Source organism: Streptomyces sp. NPDC005494 (genome assembly GCF_042872025.1).
In the GTDB taxonomy this organism is placed as follows: domain Bacteria; phylum Actinomycetota; class Actinomycetes; order Streptomycetales; family Streptomycetaceae; genus Streptomyces.
On sequence record NZ_JBIAJR010000009.1, the window covers coordinates 253,168 to 269,853 of the forward strand.

15 protein-coding genes are annotated in these 16,686 nt (G+C 72.3%); 12 read left to right on the forward strand and 3 right to left on the reverse strand.

Annotated elements, in window-relative coordinates; all coding sequences use genetic code 11:
• The first annotated feature begins 3 nt into the window (after positions 1-3).
• The gene (locus ACFYQ6_RS25585; RefSeq protein ID WP_361574382.1) at positions 4-507 is read left to right on the forward strand and encodes a GNAT family N-acetyltransferase; all 504 of its coding nucleotides are present in this window, start codon (positions 4-6) and stop codon (positions 505-507) included.
• 22 nt (positions 508-529) lie between these two features.
• On the opposite strand, the gene ACFYQ6_RS25590 is transcribed toward ACFYQ6_RS25585, so the two are convergent.
• Both ACFYQ6_RS25590 and ACFYQ6_RS25595 read right to left on the reverse strand, forming a co-directional pair.
• Positions 530-979 carry a hypothetical protein gene (locus tag ACFYQ6_RS25590; protein WP_388765096.1) on the reverse strand — a complete coding sequence of 150 codons (450 nt, stop codon included), beginning with the start codon at positions 977-979 and terminating at the stop codon, positions 530-532.
• A 2-nt stretch (positions 980-981) separates the two neighbouring features.
• Positions 982-1,341, reverse strand: a complete 360-nt coding sequence (locus ACFYQ6_RS25595) for a hypothetical protein (protein WP_361574379.1) — start codon at positions 1,339-1,341, stop codon at positions 982-984.
• 594 nt (positions 1,342-1,935) lie between these two features.
• On the opposite strand from ACFYQ6_RS25595, the gene ACFYQ6_RS25600 reads away from it, so the two are divergent.
• From ACFYQ6_RS25600 to ACFYQ6_RS25635, 8 genes are all read left to right on the forward strand, one after another.
• Entirely contained in the window at positions 1,936-3,003 is a 1,068-nt protein-coding gene (locus tag ACFYQ6_RS25600; protein WP_356739944.1) for an ATP-binding cassette domain-containing protein, read from the forward strand.
• Entirely contained in the window at positions 3,000-3,671 is a 672-nt protein-coding gene (locus tag ACFYQ6_RS25605) for a methionine ABC transporter permease (protein WP_356739942.1), read from the forward strand. Before ACFYQ6_RS25600 ends, ACFYQ6_RS25605 begins: the two co-directional genes overlap by 4 nt.
• Positions 3,672-3,745: 74 nt before the next feature.
• A complete protein-coding gene (locus ACFYQ6_RS25610; protein WP_361574374.1) occupies positions 3,746-4,612 on the forward strand; it encodes a MetQ/NlpA family ABC transporter substrate-binding protein in 867 nt (288 codons plus the stop codon).
• 142 nt (positions 4,613-4,754) lie between these two features.
• Positions 4,755-5,402, forward strand: a complete 648-nt coding sequence (locus tag ACFYQ6_RS25615; RefSeq protein WP_356739938.1) for a GNAT family N-acetyltransferase — start codon at positions 4,755-4,757, stop codon at positions 5,400-5,402.
• A gap of 121 nt (positions 5,403-5,523) precedes the next feature.
• On the forward strand, positions 5,524-6,759 hold the full coding sequence (cbiE, locus tag ACFYQ6_RS25620; protein ID WP_361574371.1) for a precorrin-6y C5,15-methyltransferase (decarboxylating) subunit CbiE: 1,236 nt from the start codon (positions 5,524-5,526) through the stop codon (positions 6,757-6,759).
• 332 nt (positions 6,760-7,091) lie between these two features.
• On the forward strand, positions 7,092-10,433 hold the full coding sequence (gene cobT / locus ACFYQ6_RS25625) for a nicotinate-nucleotide--dimethylbenzimidazole phosphoribosyltransferase (RefSeq protein ID WP_388765100.1): 3,342 nt from the start codon (positions 7,092-7,094) through the stop codon (positions 10,431-10,433).
• A gap of 405 nt (positions 10,434-10,838) precedes the next feature.
• Positions 10,839-12,092 carry a uroporphyrinogen-III C-methyltransferase gene (cobA, locus tag ACFYQ6_RS25630; protein ID WP_361574367.1) on the forward strand — a complete coding sequence of 418 codons (1,254 nt, stop codon included), beginning with the start codon at positions 10,839-10,841 and terminating at the stop codon, positions 12,090-12,092.
• Positions 12,093-12,161: 69 nt separating this feature from the next.
• On the forward strand, positions 12,162-12,986 hold the full coding sequence (locus ACFYQ6_RS25635) for a TrmH family RNA methyltransferase (RefSeq protein WP_388765103.1): 825 nt from the start codon (positions 12,162-12,164) through the stop codon (positions 12,984-12,986).
• Here the strand turns inward: ACFYQ6_RS25635 and ACFYQ6_RS25640 are convergent.
• Positions 12,959-14,329: a serine/threonine-protein kinase gene (locus ACFYQ6_RS25640; RefSeq protein WP_361574363.1), complete on the reverse strand. Its 1,371-nt coding sequence runs from the start codon at positions 14,327-14,329 to the stop codon at positions 12,959-12,961. The two genes, ACFYQ6_RS25635 and ACFYQ6_RS25640, sit on opposite strands and share 28 nt — an antisense overlap.
• A gap of 206 nt (positions 14,330-14,535) precedes the next feature.
• On the opposite strand from ACFYQ6_RS25640, the gene ACFYQ6_RS25645 reads away from it, so the two are divergent.
• The 3 genes from ACFYQ6_RS25645 to ACFYQ6_RS25655 all read left to right on the forward strand — a co-directional run bounded on the left by ACFYQ6_RS25645 (position 14,536) and on the right by ACFYQ6_RS25655 (position 16,644).
• Entirely contained in the window at positions 14,536-14,796 is a 261-nt protein-coding gene (locus tag ACFYQ6_RS25645; RefSeq protein WP_361574361.1) for a hypothetical protein, read from the forward strand.
• A 421-nt stretch (positions 14,797-15,217) separates the two neighbouring features.
• Entirely contained in the window at positions 15,218-15,424 is a 207-nt protein-coding gene (locus ACFYQ6_RS25650) for a hypothetical protein (RefSeq protein ID WP_356739924.1), read from the forward strand.
• A gap of 263 nt (positions 15,425-15,687) precedes the next feature.
• Positions 15,688-16,644: an aminoglycoside phosphotransferase family protein gene (locus ACFYQ6_RS25655; RefSeq protein ID WP_388765106.1), complete on the forward strand. Its 957-nt coding sequence runs from the start codon at positions 15,688-15,690 to the stop codon at positions 16,642-16,644.
• Positions 16,645-16,686: the final 42 nt, after the last annotated feature.

The following is a 16,686-nucleotide window of genomic DNA, read 5'->3' on the forward strand; positions in this document are numbered from 1 at the left end:
CACATGGGCATGAGCGTGACCATCTCGGCGGCGACAGCACAGGACGTCGAGCAGATCTTCAGACTCCAGTACCTCTGCTTCCAGAGCGAGGCGGAGCTCTACGGCAACTACCGGATAGACCCACTCGTCCAGACACTCGACTCCGTCCGGGACGAAGTCGCCACCGATCTGGTGTTCGTGGCCCGGCTCGGCGACGAAGTCGTCGGTTCCGTACGCGGCTTCACCGACGAGGACGGCGTCGGCCGGATCGGCAAGCTCTGCGTCCACCCCAGGCTCCGCAACCACGGCCTCGGCGGCAGGCTGCTGCGCGCCGCCGAATCGGGCCTGGCCGACGGGCGTTCGGCGACCCGCTTCCGGCTGCACACCGGTGAGCGCAGCGAGGGCAATCTGCGGCTGTACCGCAAGGCCGGCTACGCGCGGGTGGGCAACGCCACCGGAGGGGACGGCGTCCGGCTGGTCCTGCTGGAGAAGGACGCCACCGCACCGGCCTATGTGGCCAGTGCCTGAACGGCCCCTGTGAGGCTGCGCGTCACGGGGTCCGCGCGCGGCGCAGCCAGATCATCCCGGTGACCGGAAGGATCACCGGGATGAGCAGGTAGCCCATGCCGAATCCCGACCACACCGTGCTGTCCGGGAAGGCGGAAGGCTCCACCAGCGTCCAGGTGCCGACGACCAGTACGCCCGCGAGCTCGGCGGCGCAGCACATCAGCGCCGCCCTGCGCGCCTTCTCGCCACCACGCACCAGGGAGTACGTGATGAAGCCGTACACGACGGCGGCGAGCGCCGAGAGCATGTAGGCGAGCGGGGCCTTCTCGAAGTCCAGGATCATCTCGACGACCGAGCGGGACGCGGCGGCCACCGTGAACACGCCGTAGAACCAGACCAGTACCCGGCCCGGCCCGCTGCCGAGCTCGAACTGCCGCACCTGCCCGGCGGGCCGGGCGTCTTCCGGGGCCTTCGTGCGTTCGGTGTCGCTCATGGTCAGTTTCCCCAGATGTCGTAGAGCCGCACTTCGAGGACGGCGAGCACAACCGCCCCGGCCGCCACCGTCACCGAACCCCAGCGGGTCCGTTCCGACAGTGACAGGAACGCCGCCGCCGGCACGGCCGCGAAGGCACCGATCAGATAGGCGATGAAGATCGTCATGCCCTGATCAGGCCGTTCGCCCCGCGCGAGCTGCACGATCCCGACGAGCAGCTGCGCCAGCGCGAGGACGGAGACGACCGCCATCCCGATGAAGTGCCAGTCCTTCGTGGGCTGGTCCCGGTAGGCGGCGTGTCCGCACCAGGCGGCGAGGGCGAGCGCGGTCACGGCGACCGCGACCGTCAGGGCGTCAAGCATGCAGTGAGGGTATTACGGGCGGCGGCGGCAGCCGCGTGCGGGCCCGGTCGCGTGACGGGGGCCGGAGGGGCGGAGGGAGGCGCGGGAGCCGGCTCCCGGAATGGTGGCCTTTGCCACAGGGTGCCCACGGCAAGATCGCCCCGCGCTCGGTGGACAGGTCGGTAGGGATCCACGTTTTCGCAGGTCGACGTGGGGATGACGGGAATCTTGGGGGGTGGTGCGAGCACCCCGCGCTGTCCGCTATCCGGACAGCCAGGCTCGGCGGAACGTTACGTCTGTTTTACTTGGGCCATGACCACGACGAGCTACCGCAGCCCTGCGACCGAGGCGATCACGACGCCCGGTGCTCGTTGTATGTGTCGAATGCGCGCCTTCTGAGGGCCCCCGCCTGAGCCTCGCGCCCCGAAGCGAGACCGAGCCCGTGCCGTCCGCATCCAGCGGATCGAGCCTGCCCTGGCCTGTGCCGCCCCCGGCCGTCCGCCGGTCCGCACACGCCGAGACTCCCACCGGTCGACCACTGAGAAAAGTCTCATCAGATGAATGCCCCGTGCCCGGCGGACACCGCGCCGTGCACTCGACAGTGACGGAAACCCTGTGATCACCACTTCGGGCCTCACGAAGGTCTACCAGTCACGCGGCCGTGAGGTCACCGCCCTGGACGGCGTGGACCTGCACGTCCGCGAAGGCGAGGTCTACGGCGTCATCGGACAGAGCGGCGCCGGCAAGTCCTCCCTCATCCGCTGCGTCAACCTCCTCGAACGCCCCACGTCGGGCACCGTGACGGTCGCCGGTCAGGACCTCACCGCTCTCGCGGGCCGCGGCCGGCGCGCGGGCAAGGAACTGCGCCAGGCGCGCAGCCGCATCGGCATGGTCTTCCAGCACTTCAACCTGCTGGACTCACGCACCGTCCGGGACAACGTCGAGCTGCCCCTAGAGATCCTCGGGATCTCCGGACAGGCCCGCACCCGCAAGGCGCTGGAACTCCTCGACCTCGTCGGCCTCGCCGACAAGGCGAAGGCCTACCCGGGCCAGCTCTCCGGAGGCCAGAAGCAGCGCGTCGGCATCGCCCGCGCCCTCGCGGGCGACCCGAAGGTGCTCCTCTCCGACGAGGCGACCTCCGCGCTCGACCCGGAGACGACCCGTTCCATCCTCCAGCTGCTGCGCGACCTCAACCAGGAACTCGGCCTCACCGTCCTGCTCATCACGCACGAGATGGACGTCGTCAAGACGGTCTGCGATTCCGCCGCGCTGATGAGGAAGGGCCGCATCGTCGAATCGGGCACGGTCGGCGAACTGCTCGCCACCCCCGGTTCCGAGCTGGCCCACACGCTGTTCCCCGTCGGTGGCTCCCCCTCCGCCCCCGACCGCACCGTCGTCGACGTCACCTTCCACGGCGAGGCGGCCGCCCGCCCGGTGATCTCGCAGCTCTCCCGTACGTACAACATCGACATCTCGATCCTGGGCGCGGCGATGGACACCGTCGCGGGCAAGCAGATCGGCCGGATGCGCATCGAGCTGCCCGGCCGCTTCGAGGAGAACGTCGTACCGATCGGCTTTCTGCGCGAGCAGGGCCTCCAGGCCGAGGTCGTCAACGGCGGCCCCGCCACCGCGGACATCCCCGCACAGACCCCCGCACCGCTCACCAAGGAGGTGGCGAAGTGACCTGGTCCGAAATGCAGCCACTGCTCACGCAGGGAACCGTCGACACCCTCTACATGGTGCTCTGGTCCACCCTCGTCACCGTCATCGGCGGACTCCCGCTCGGCATCCTGCTCGTCCTCACGGACAAGGGCGGACTGCTGCAGAACACCGTGGTGAACAAGGTCATCGGCGTGATCGTGAACATCGGCCGCTCGCTGCCGTTCATCATCCTGCTGATCGCCCTGATCCCCTTCACCACCTGGGTCGTCGGCACCTTCATCGGCCCCTCCGCCATGATCGTGCCGCTCGCCGTCGGCGCCATCCCCTTCTTCGCGCGGCTCGTCGAGACGGCGGTGCGCGAGGTCGACCACGGGCTCGTCGAGGCCGTGCAGTCGATGGGCGGATCCATCCCCACGATCGTCCGCAAGGTCCTGCTGCCGCAGGCCCTCCCCTCGCTGGTCTCCGGCGTGACGACCACCGTCATCGTGCTCATCGGCTACTCCGCGATGGCCGGCGCCGTCGGCGGCGAAGGACTCGGGTCCAAGGCCATCACCTACGGATTCCAGCGCTTCGACGACCAGTTCATGCTCATCACCGTCGTGCTGCTCATCGTCATCGTGACCGTGGTCCAGCTCATCGGCGACGGCGCCGTACGGCTGCTGGCCCGCCGGGGCCGCACCGCCTCCTGAACCTCATCTCCCCCCTGAAGCCCGCACTCCTTGTCCGGGCGCACCACCATCACCACCGGAAAGAGGCACTCTTCGTGCGTAAGAACATCAAGATCACCGCTGCCGCAGCCGCCACCGCCGCCCTGGCCTTCGGGCTCAGCGCCTGCGGTACGGACTCCGACCCGGCCGCCAAGGGCGGGTCCGGCGCGAGCGCGGACACCTCCAAGGCCCTCGTCGTCGCCGCGTCCCCGACGCCGCACGCCGACATCCTGAACTTCGTCAAGGACAACCTTGCGAAGAAGGCCGGCCTCAAGCTGGAGGTCAAGGAGTTCACGGACTACGTCCTGCCCAACACCGCCACCGAGAGCGGCCAGGTCGACGCCAACTTCTTCCAGCACCGGCCCTACCTGACCGACTTCAACGAGAAGAACGGCACCCACGTCGTCCCGGTCGTCGACGTCCACCTCGAGCCCCTCGGTCTCTACTCCAAGAAGATCAAGGACGTCAAGGACATCAAGGCCGGCCAGACGGTCGCCGTCCCGAACGACACCACCAACGAGGGCCGCGCGCTCCAGCTGCTCGCCGAGAACGGCCTGATCACCGTCAAGGACGGCGTGGGCACCAACGCCAAGCTCAGCGACATCACGGACAAGAAGGGCCTGGAGTTCAAGGAGGTCGAGGCCGCGACCGTGCCCCGCGCCCTGGACGACGTCGACGCCGCCGTCATCAACGGCAACTACGCGATCGAGGCCAAGCTCCAGCCGGGCAAGGACTCCCTGGTCCTGGAGAAGGCCGAGGGCAACCCGTACGCCAACATCCTCGCCGTCAAGGAAGGCAACGAGGAGGACCCGCGGGTCCAGAAGCTCGCGAAGCTCCTGAACAGCGACGAGGTCAAGAAGTTCATCGAGGACACCTACAAGGGCTCGATCGTCCCGGCCTTCGGCGAGGACGCCAAGTCCTGACCTCCTGGCACCACTTGCTCCACGAGCCCCGCACACCCCCACCGGGTGTGCGGGGCTCCGCCGTGCGGCGACCCGGCCATGCACATCATCGGCCCGATGCTGCATGCTGGGTCTTCACACGGTCCTCGGCATGGAGCTGCGCATGACTCTCACCTTCCCGTCCATCTCCATCAGCACGGACAGGTTGGTGCTGCGCCCCTTCGACATGGCGGACGTGCCCGCGTACATCGAGATGATGAACGACGAGCTGGTCACCGCCTGGACCGACGCCCCGTACCCCTACACCCAGGTCGACGCTGAACGGTGGGTGCGCCGGATCGCCCCCGCCGAGCGCACCCAGGGCAACGGCATCGTCTTCGCCGTCACCGAGTTCCTCACCCAGCGGCTCGTCGGATCCGTCCGGCTGCTGAACACCGACCGGCGCACCCTGGCCACCGAGGTCCGCTACATCACCGCCCCCTGGGCGCGCGGTGAGGGATACGCCACCGAGTCCGTGCTGGCACTCGCCGAGTGGCTCTTCCGCGACCAGGGCTTCGAGCGCATCGAGCTGCGCACCCCCGCGGGCAACACGGCCTCCCAGCAGGTCGCCCAGAAACTCGGCTGCATCAGCGAGGGCGTCCTGCGCAACGCCCGCATAGCGCGGACCCGGACCGAGAACGGCACGGACGGCGGCTGGACCGACATCAGGACCGACCTCATCGTGTGGGGCCTGCTGCCCGAGGACCTGGAAGGCGTCGCCGAGCAGCTGGCCGACGCGGGCGGCTACGGCACCTACAACGACTGGAACTGACCCCTCCGCCCTGCCCGGGGGAGCCACCGGCAAGGCGTTGGTACGGACCGGATACGCTCACCCTTGCTCCGCCCCCCGGAGGAGTGCCCCCGCCTGCTACACCCCCAGGAGACTGACGACGATGGCCGACCGGGTCACGGTGATCGGCTGGGACGGCTCGCCGCTGACCAGAGCGGCCACGGCCGCGCTCTCGGCCGCCACCCTCGTCGCCGGCGCTGCCCACCACCTCGCGCTCCCCGAGGTGCCCGAGCGCGCGGAACGCATCCGCCTCGGCAGTGTCGACCTGGCCGCCCGCAGGATCGCCGGACACCGCGGCAGCGCCGTGGTCCTCGCCGACGGCGACCCCGGGTTCTTCGGCGTCGTACGCACCCTGCGCGCCCGCGAACACGGCCTCGAGGTCGAGGTCGTGCCCGCCGTCTCCTCGGTCGCCACCGCGTTCGCCCGGGCCGGCATGCCCTGGGACGACGCGCAGATCGTCGTCGCCCATCCACGCACCCTGCGCCGCGCGGTCAACGTCATCCGCGCCCACCACAAGGTGGCCGTCCTCACCTCTCCGGGAGCCGGTCCCGCCGAACTCGCCCTGCTGCTCGAAGGGATCCACCGCACCTTCGTGATCTGCGAGGAACTCGGCACCGTACGCGAGCGGGTCACCGTCCTCACCTCCGACAAGACCGCCGACCACACCTGGCGTGACCCCAACGTCGTCATCGCCGTCGGCGGCGGCCCCGAGACCACGGCCAACGGCGCCTGGATCGCGGGCCGTCGCCCCGCCCAGCCGGAGAACGTCCGGGGCTGGGCCCTGCCCGCCTCGGCCTACGGCCCCGGCAGGGACGGCACGGGGGAGGGCGGCGAGGGCGAGGCGCCCGGGCTGCGAGCCGCCCAACTGGCGCGGCTCGGACCCCGTACCGGTGACCTGGTCTGGGACATCGGCTGCGGCAGCGGAGCGCTCGCCGTGGAAGCGGCCCGTTTCGGAGCGGCCGTCCTGGCCGTGGACAGCGACCCCGACGCCTGCGCCCGTACGACTGCCGCGGCCCGCGACTTCCAGGTGGCCGTGCAGGTGGTCCGGGGCACGGCGCCGCACGTCCTGGAAAGCCTGCCGGAACCCGATGTCGTGCGCATCGGAGGCGGCGGCGCCCGGGTCGTCACCGCGGTGGCCGACCGGCGGCCGGAACGTATCGTCACCCATGCCTCGAACCGTGACGAGGCGGAGGCCCTGGGCGCGGCCCTCGTGGAGAACGGCTACACGGTCGAGTGCCAGCTGCTCCAGTCCGTCGAACTGGACACCTCGGACTGGGCGGAGCGTGAACGTTCCGTCGTCTTCCTGCTCTCCGCCGTACGTTCCGACCTCGCCCCCTGAGCCGCCCGCGCCGAGGCGCGAGGTAGGCTGACCGATTGTTGTACCGCGCCCGGGCGTTCGATCTTTCGTTCGTCAATGTCCGGAAAAGTGGACCGTTTTGGTCCGCGATGTGGTACAGCGCAACCGGGGGACGCGCAACGTGGCGCAGTCCACAGCGAGCCGTGGCGGAACTGTCTGTCGCGGTGGCGAACGACCGCGAGAATGTATACCTCCGCGCGCGTTTCGTGCCGCGCGGCGAGCCCGCTCGTTCTTGTTGACGAGCACCGGCGTGCCGTGGTTCGGGCATCCCGGGCGAAGGGCGAAGGAGCACTGACGATGGGCGAGGGGTACGCATGACTGACACCGGCCAGATCCCGGGCGAGGGACTGCCGGAGAACGCAGGCATGGTGGAGCAGCCGGGCATCCCCGCCCAGGACGCCTACACCTACCTCGAGCCCTCCGAGCATCCCACCCCCGAGGACGACGACCTCCTTCTGATGCCCGCGGCCCAGGGCGCGTGGAGTGACGCACCCACCGCACCCGTGGGTCAGCCCGAGCCGTACGCGGCGCAGGTCCCGGCTGCCGCCGCTCCGGCACGCCGCCCGCTGCACCGCGGTCCTTCGTCCACCGAGGCGCCCACCTACGGCGGGTCGTCGACCGGGGGAGTGGTCCGCTCGCTCGCGGACCGAGGGCCTGCCGGGGCGCCGCAGCCCCCGACGCCGGCCCGCCACGCCGGACCCCTCACGACGGGTCCCGAGTACTTCGACCTGCCCGCGGACGACGCGGCTCGGCTTCCCGGCCCGCAGCTGGGCGAGATCCCGCCGCAGAGCGCGCCCGCGTGGGGCGCCCCGGAGCCGGAGCCGGTGGCGGCACCGGAGGCGGTGGCCGCGCCCGAGCCGGTCGCCGTGCCGGAAGCGGTGGTCGCCGCCCCGGAGCCGGCGGCTGCCCCGGAGCGGGTCGTGGCCGAGGCTGCGGTACCCGCCGAGGCTGCTGCGCCTGCCGAGACTGCTGTGCCCGCCGAGACTGCTGTGCCCGCCGAGACCGTGGCACCGGTCGAGGCCGTGGCACCGGTCGAGGCCGCCGTTCAGGCCGTGCCCGTCGAGGCCGTCGGGCCGGAGACGTCTCCCGTGCCCGCAGAAACGGTCGCCCAGGACACCGCCCCCGCCGAGGCAGTCGCGGAGACGGTGGAGGAGCGCCCCGAGGAGATCCTGGTCCAGCTGCCGCCGCAGGGGCCGGCCTCCGTACCCGCTGAGCCTCCTGTCGAGATCCCTGCCGAGATCCCCGACGAGCCGGTCCTGGACGCCGCCGTCGCCCCGGCCCCTCCGACGGGTCCGTTCGAGCCGGTGGAAGGGGCCGTGCAGGCTTCCCCCCACCTCGCCCCGACGCCCGCAGCGGGCACCCAGGCCGACCCCGCGCCGGCGCCGGGCCCCGAGCAGACCGCGCCGCAGCCGACGGCCCCCGTCGCGCAGCCTGTGGCCGAGGTGGCCGCCGAGCCCGAGCCCGTACCGTCCGCACCCGAAGTTCCCCAGGTGCAGGAGCCGGCGGCGGTCCAGCAGCCCGAGATCGTTCCCGAGCCCGCCGTGGAGGCCGCGCCGGCCCCGGCGGCCGAGCCCGTCGCCGTGCCCCAGGCCGCTCCCGGCCTCGCCGAGGATCCGGAACAGGCCACCGGGCCCGAGATCATCGAAACCCCGGAAGCAGAGGTCCCCGAGGCTCCGGAAGCGGACGTTCCGCAGCCGGAGGCCCCGCAGGCGGTGATCCCGCAGGCGCAGGCTCCCGAGGACGCGGAGGTGGCACAGGCCGAGTCGCCCGTCGTGGCCGAGGAACCGTCCACGGCCCAGGACGCCCCGCTCGCCGAGGTGCCTGAGGCACCGGAGGCGCTGGAGGCACCCGAGACGCAGGAAGTTGCTGAGACGCCCGAGGCAGTCTCGGAAGTACCCGAGGCGTCCGAGGCCGCCCCCGTCTCTCCGCCCGCGCCCGGCTACGACGACGCCGAGCGCGAGGCCGTCCTGCGCGTCATGCGGGAGCGCCGCGACATCCGTAACGGCTTCCGCAGCGACCCCATCCCGCACGAGGTCCTCCTCCGCGTCCTCGAAGCCGCCCACACCGCGCCGAGCGTCGGCCACTCGCAGCCCTGGGACTTCGTCGTCATCCGCTCCGCGGAGACGCGCCGCTCCATGCACGAACTGGCGCAGCGTCAGCGCGAGGCGTACGCCAAGTCGCTTCCCAAGGCGCGGGCGAAGCAGTTCAAGGAACTGAAGATCGAGGCCATCCTCGACACACCGGTGAACATCGTCGTCACCGCCGATCCCACCCGGGGCGGCCGGCACACCCTCGGCCGGCACACGCAGCCGCAGATGGCGCCGTACTCCTCGGCGCTCGCCGTGGAGAACCTCTGGCTCGCCGCCCGCGCCGAAGGGCTCGGCGTCGGCTGGGTGAGCTTCTTCGACGAGCGCGAGATGGTCCGCGCGCTGGGCCTTCCCGAGCACCTCGAAGTCGTCGCCTACCTCTGCGTCGGCTACGTCGACGAGTTCCCCGAGGAGCCCGAGCTGATGCAGGCGGGCTGGTCCAAGCGCCGCCCCCTGTCCTGGGTGGTCCACGAGGAGACGTACGGCCGCCGTGCCCTGCCGGGCGAGGAGCCGCACAACCTGCTCCAGGAGACCATCGCCAACATCCGCCCGCTGGACGCCAAGGCGCTCGGCGAGGCGTGGGAACGCCAGAAGCGGATGACGAAGCCCGCCGGAGCGCTCGGCATGCTGGAGATCATCTCCGCGCAGCTGTCCGGGCTCTCCCGGCTCTGCCCGCCGCCGATCCCGGAGCCCGCCGCCGTCGCGATCTTCGCAGGTGACCACGGGGTGCACGCCCAGGGCGTCACCGCGTGGCCGCAGGAGGTGACCGGCCAGATGGTCGCCAACTTCCTCGGGGGCGGCGCCGTCTGCAACGCCTTCGCCTCCCAGGTCGGTGCAGAGGTCTGCGTCGTCGACGTCGGTGTCGCGACGGAACTCCCGGCCACCCCCGGCCTGCTGCCGAGGAAGGTCCGTGCCGGTACGGCCGACTTCACCACGGGCCCCGCTCTCACGCGGGAAGAGGTGCTCGCGGCGATCGAGGTCGGCATCGAGACCGCCCGCGACCTGGTGGCGGCAGGCAACAAGGGCCTGCTCACCGGCGAGATGGGCATCGCCAACACCACCGCGTCGGCCGCGCTGATCTGCGTCTACACCGGCATGGACCCGGCGGAGGTGACCGGTCGCGGCACCGGCATCAACGACGAGATGCACGCCCGCAAGGTCGACGTCGTCCGCCGCGCCCTGGATCTGCACCAGCCCGACCCCACCGACCCGATCGGGGTACTGGCCGCGGTCGGCGGCCTGGAGCACGCCGCCATGGCCGGCTTCCTCCTGGGCGGAGCGTCCCTCCGTACGCCGGTGATCCTCGACGGTGTGAGCGCCGGAGCGGCCGCGCTGGTCGCCCGCGCGATTGCCCCCGAGGCGCTCGCCGCGTGCATCGCGGGCCACCGCAGCGCGGAGCCCGGCCATGTCGCCGCGCTCAACAAGCTCGGTCTGCGCCCGCTGGTGGATCTGGACCTCAGGCTCGGCGAGGGCACGGGCGCGCTGCTCGCGCTCCCCATCGTGCAGAGCGCGGCCCGCGCGATGCACGAGGTGGCGACCTTCGACTCCGCGGGCGTCACCGAGAAGTAGGCGGCCCTTGTGCCCGGACGCGCCCCCAGGCCGTCCGGGCACCGTCTCGCGCGGGCGAACCCCGTCCCGTGTACTCCCCACCCGCCTGCACCCGGGGGCCCGGCTCGTCAGGCGGACGAGGAACGGGAACCAGGGCCGTAGGACGACCGGAGCCGGGACGTACGAGGACCGGCGCCAGGCCCCTGCGACGAGCGGAACCAGGACCGGGACCGGTACGGGTCCGGCCCACCGCGGGGGCGGGAGACCGTGCCCGCCCCCGGTCACGGCAGACGCACCGCGAAACCCCCCGCCAGGGCCACCCCGTATCGTGGTCCCACGCCCCACCGCTCCACCTCACGTCACAGCCGCTCCACCGCCGCAGCGGCCCGCAGCACACCGCACCCTGCACGAGGAGCCCGCCCGCCCATGGCCGAGCATGACGATCACCCTGCCTACCCCGTCGGACTGCGCCTGAACGGGCGCCGCGTCGTCGTCGTCGGCGGCGGCCAGGTCGCACAGCGCCGGCTGCCCGCCCTCATCGCGGCCGGAGCCGACATCACCCTCGTCTCACCGTCCGCGACGCCGTCCGTCGAGGCGATGGCCGACACGGGCGAGATCCGCTGGGAGCGCCGCAGGTACCAGGACGGGGACCTCACCGACACCTGGTACGCCCTCGTCGCCTCGTCCGACGCGGCCGCCAACGACGCGGCGTCGGCAGAGGCCGAACGCACCCGCACCTGGTGCGTCCGGAGCGACGACGCCGAGGCGGCCACGGCCTGGACCCCCGCCACCGGCCGCAGCGAGGGCATCACCGTCGCGGTGCTCACCACCACCTCGCAGGGCCGCGACCCCAGGCACTCCGCCGCGGTCCGTGACGCGATCGTGGAGGGCCTGCGTGACGGTACGCTCGCCGCCCCCCACCACCGCACCCGCGCCCCCGGGGTCGCCCTGGTCGGCGGAGGCCCCGGCGACCCCGACCTCATCACGGTCCGCGGCCGCCGTCTCCTCGCCGAGGCCGACGTCGTCATCGCCGACCGTCTCGGCCCGCGCGACCTGCTCGACGAACTGCCTCCGCACGTCGAGGTCATCGATGCCGCGAAGATCCCCTACGGCCGTTACATGGCGCAGGAGGCGATCAACCAGGCGCTCATCGACCACGTCAAGGCCGGCAAGTCCGTGGTCCGTCTCAAGGGCGGCGACCCCTTCGTCTTCGGCCGCGGCATGGAGGAGGCCCAGGCACTCGCCGCCGAGGGCATCGCCTGCACCGTCGTCCCCGGAATCTCCAGCTCGATCTCTGTGCCGGGCGCCGCCGGGATCCCCGTCACCCACCGCGGGGTCGCCCACGAGTTCACCGTGGTCAGCGGCCATGTGGCGCCCGACGACCCGCGCTCCCTGGTCGACTGGCAGGCCCTCGCGCAGCTGCGCGGCACCCTGGTCCTCCTGATGGCCGTCGACAAGATCGGTGCCATCTCCCAGGCGCTCATCAGCCACGGCAAGTCCCCCGACACCCCCGTGGCCCTGGTCCAGGAGGGCACCACGGCCGCCCAGCGCAGGGTGGACGCGACCCTCGCGACCGTCGGTGAGCGAGTCGTCTCGGAAGAGGTCCGGCCCCCGGCCGTCATCGTCATCGGCGATGTCGTCGCCGTCGGCGCGCACATAGCCGCACCGCTCGCAGACTGAGCTGCGGGACGCCTGCCCCGGCCAGGCCCTCGCCGCACCCCACCACCCGACAAGGCAGTAGCGATCCCCGTGGCTGAACTCATCACCGTCGATGACCCGGACGACCCCCGGCTCGCCGACTACACCGGTCTGACCGACGTCGGACTCAGGCGCCGGAGAGAACCCGCCGAGGGCCTGTTCATCGCCGAGGGCGAGAAGGTGATCCGGCGTGCCGGGAACGCCGGGTACGAGATGCGGTCCATGCTCCTCACCGCCAAGTGGATCGACGTCATGCGGGATGTGATCGACGAGGCCACGGCTCCGGTGTACGCGGTGACACCGGAGCTGGCCGAGCGCGTCACCGGCTACCACGTGCACCGGGGGGCCCTCGCCTCCATGCGGCGCGAGCCGCTCCCCGACGTCCGCACCCTGCTCGCCCCGGAGCGGGGCGACGTACGGCGGGTCGCCGTGTTCGAGGACATCGTCGACCACGCCAACATCGGTGCCGCCTTCCGCAACGCCGCCGCGCTCGGCGTGGACGCCGTCCTTCTCACCCCGCGCTGCGCCGACCCGCTCTACCGGCGGGCGGTGAAGGTGTCGATGGGCTCGGTCTTCCACGTCCCCTGGACCCGCCTGACCTCATGGCCCGATGACGTGGGCCTGCTGCGCGAGGCCGGTTTCACCACGGCCGCGCTCTGCCTCAGCGACCGGTCGATCACACTGGACGAACTCGTCGCACGGCGCCACGAGAAGCTGGCGCTCGTCTTCGGCACGGAAGGCGACGGCCTCACGCCCGCGGCACTGGCCGCGGCCGACGCCCACGTACGGATCCCGATGGACGCGGGAGTCGACTCGCTCAACGTTGCCGCGGCCTCCGCCGTCGTCTTCTACGCGACCCGGCCCGACCCCGCCTGACCGGCAGGGGAGTCCTCAGGAACCGCCGTCGGCCCGGGCTGCGATACGGCCCCGTCGTACGTCTGCGACGGAGAGCCGCCCAGTCCGCGGGCCGGACCCTGGCACCCCTGGGCGGCGGCGATACCCAGCGCCACCAGCAGGGTCACCACGACGAAGACGACGAGCCGCTGCCGCAGCAGCCGCGGATTCGCCGGCCGCCGCTTCGTGCCGTTGCCCGCAGAGGTCGTCCGGACACCCGGCCGGGAGGCGGGCCTGCCGTTGGTGCCGTTCGTGCCCTTCGGCGCGTTGGGCTGCCGGCCGGGCCGTGTGCCGTTACGCGACCCCCGGGGCTGCGATCCGCCGGTACGGGGAGGAGCCTGACGCGAGGACGCCGGCCGCCGCCCCGGGGCGCGCGAAGGCTGGGCGCCACCTCCGGCCGTACGGCGGGTGGACTGCTCGGTGTACGGACCGTCCAGCCGGCCCGTCGGCCGGTCCAGCTCCTGCTCGCCGCGCTGCGAGGGCGGCCGGCGCTCCTGCAGCCCCTGCGCCTCGCGGGCCGCGATCTCCTTGAGCCGCATGGAGAGCTGCAACGTGCTCGGCCGGTCCTCGGGATCCTTCGCCAGACATGCCCGTACGAGCGGGGCGAGGGCGTCGTGCACGTCGAACAGGTGCGGTTCCTCGTGGACCACGCGGTAGAGCATCACTTCGGAACTGCCGTGCCCGAAGGGCGAGTCGGCCATGGCCGCGTACGCAAGGGTGGCGCCGAGCGAGAACACGTCGGTCGCCGGTGTCACGGCCGCGCCGCGCACCTGCTCGGGTGCCAGGAAGCCGGGCGAGCCGACCGCCGTCCCGACATGGGTGAGCGTGCTGGCGCCGGTCGCCCAGGCGATACCGAAGTCGATGATCCGGGGGCCCTTGGGGGAGAGCAGGATGTTCGACGGCTTGAGGTCACGGTGGACGACACCCGCCTCGTGCACCGCCACGAGCCCCTCCGACAGCGCCGCCCCGATCGAGGCCACCTCGGCGGCCGCCAGCGGGCCCTCCTCCACGACCTTGTCGTGGAGGGACGGCCCGGGTACGTACTGGGTGGCGAACCACGGGCGGTCCGCCTCCAGGTCGGCGGCCACCAGGCGCGCCGTACAGCCGCCGCGGATCCTCCGTGCGGCGGACACCTCGCGTGCGAAACGCGAGCGGAACTCCTGATCCTCCGCCAGGTCCGGCCTGATCACCTTGAGCGCCACCCGCTGGCCGCGCCGGTCGGATCCGAGATAGACGACGCCCATGCCGCCCGCGCCGAGCCGCCGGTGGAGCCTGAACGAGCCGACGACACGCGGGTCCTCGCGCCGGAGCCGCATCATCGCCATCGTCTGCCCATCCCCGCTGCCGGTCCGCCTGACGAGGCACAGCTTACGTACCCGCGGCGCGGCGCGCTCAGAGGCCGCGCCCTCACCGCCCCATCGATTGTCAGTCCCCGGTGGGAGAATTGAGGGGTGGTCAAGGAGCCGGAGATCCGGACTCCGTGACCTGTGCGAGATCCCAAAGGTCCGTCACCGAAGGGGGAGTTGGATCAATGAAGGGCGATCGTGTGGAAATAGTCGTGGACGCGGGTGACACGACCAGGACGTACGAAGTGGTGGCCTCCAGGGCAGGCCGCCGGGTGGAGACAGCGGTCCGTCGGGGTGTGGTGGAAGTGAGTGAAGTCACCCGAAGTGGATCAGTTGTCCGTACCGCCCGCTTCATGGCGACCAGGGTGCTCGCCCTGGTCGAACAGCCGGTCCCCCGGGAGGACGCCTCCGAGCGCCCGCTCGCCGGAGGCCTCGACTCCCAGTAGCGCCGCGTCGGGTGCTGTGCGTCCGGGCGGGTCCGGCCGCACTGCACTCCCGCCGCACAGCACCTCCGTGCACCCGCACGCCTGCACCACCCGCTCCCGCACCCGTTCCTGGCGCCGATGACCCCACCGAGTGGCCGGCGGCACCGTGCCCGACGTGTCCGCACCGGCCCTGCTCGCGTCGTCCGAACGGGGGAATCCACGGCGGCCCCCTAGGTGGCTGGTACCGCAACCAGCACCATTTCTCCACCCAGGGGAGTACACCGAAGTGCGCCGGCTCATCCTCCGGGAGGCCCGGCATTCGGTACGCGGGCATGACGCCCGGTGGCTCGCGCCTCCCTAGTGTTGAGGTCATGCGGCGGGCGAGGAACTCGTCCCCCGAGGCCAGACGCCCGCCGCTCCGGAACAGGTCAGGAGAGGAACCATGGCGGACGCCGCCACGCGGACGATGATCCGCACGCAAGGACGCAGGGCCTACGCCTCGTTCGGCGCACGCCCGTCCGGTCGTCGCCACCCGCTGGTGGCGACGGCGATGGTTCTTCCTCTGGCGGCCCTGCTCGTGGTCGTCTTCGGCGGCTGGGACGCAGTGGTCACACAGGCGTCGTCCGTGGGCGTGATGCTGGGGCGCTGAGCGGCGCCCCGGGTCCGGAAGAGCGGTCCGGACCGGGACATCCGGCCAACAGCCCCGTGGGGACGGGGGTGCGGCGGGCGGCAGCGTTTGTCCGGCCAGCTGGGGAGCTGGCCGGACATCGCGCTTTCCGGGGTCTTTTCCAGCGCCTGCCGACGGCTGCCCGCGTCGGTCGCCGGGGTCTTTCCACCGGCTTCTCTGCCGCCCGCGTACGATCGCCGGGGCCGGCCGCAGGTCGGCAGACCACCGTCGGGGGAGCCGAGCAGATGACCACCACCCCTGTCGTACGCGTCCTGGGCGGTCTCGCGCACGACGCCGCCCACCGCCTCACCACCCCCTGCGCCCCGCCCCAGGTGCTCGCGGACCGGCCGGACGGCACGGTGGTCCGCAGTGGCCCCGTCGTCGCCAAGGCCCACGCTCCCGACGCCGACGCCCAGGCCCTGACCGAGCGTCTGTCCCTGGCCGCGGATCCCCGGCTCGCGGGCATCCTGCTCCCGCCGGTCCCCGGACTGGGCGCGCCGCCCCGCGTCGACGGAGGCCGCGTGGTGAGCCTCTGGCCGTACGGCGAACCCGTCGACCCCTCCGACCCGGACGCCGCCCCCTGGGAGGAGGCCGCCGGCCTGCTGGCCCGGCTGCACAGCACCCCGCCGCCGCGCCCGCTCCCGCCGATGCGCGGACCGGCCAAGGCCGCCAGGGCCGTCGCGCGGATGCGCGCGGCCCTCCCCGGGGACCCGGCCACCGCGCCGGTGCTCGCGGCGTGGCACGGGCTCCCCGGCTGGGCGCGCGCCGAGGAGCGGACGCCCCAAGGCAGGGACGGCTTCCTCTGCCACGGGGACCTGCACCTCGGCCAGCTCGTCCGGCATCCCGCCCCGCACGGGCCCTGGCAGCTGATCGACGTCGACGACGCCGGTTCGGGCGACCCCGCGTGGGACCTCGCGCGTCCTGCCGCCTGGTACGCGGCGGGACTGCTCCCCTCGGAGGTCTGGCTGCGTTTCCTGGGCGCCTATCGCGCCGCAGGCGGCCCCGCGGTGCGCGCCGAAGGGGACCCCTGGCCCGACCTGGACGTGCCGGCCCGCGCGCTCACGGTGCAGACGGCTGCCCTCGCCCTCGCCAAGTCCGCTGCGGAGGAGCGCAGTCCGGATGAGGTGGAACAGCTGATGATCGATGCATGTGTCCGCATTGCCTCCCTCCCGCCCGAGTTGGTGTCCGAGCACGCGTCGTAGGGTGAAGCGATCGCCGCCGGGCATGCATCCGGCGACGTCTCA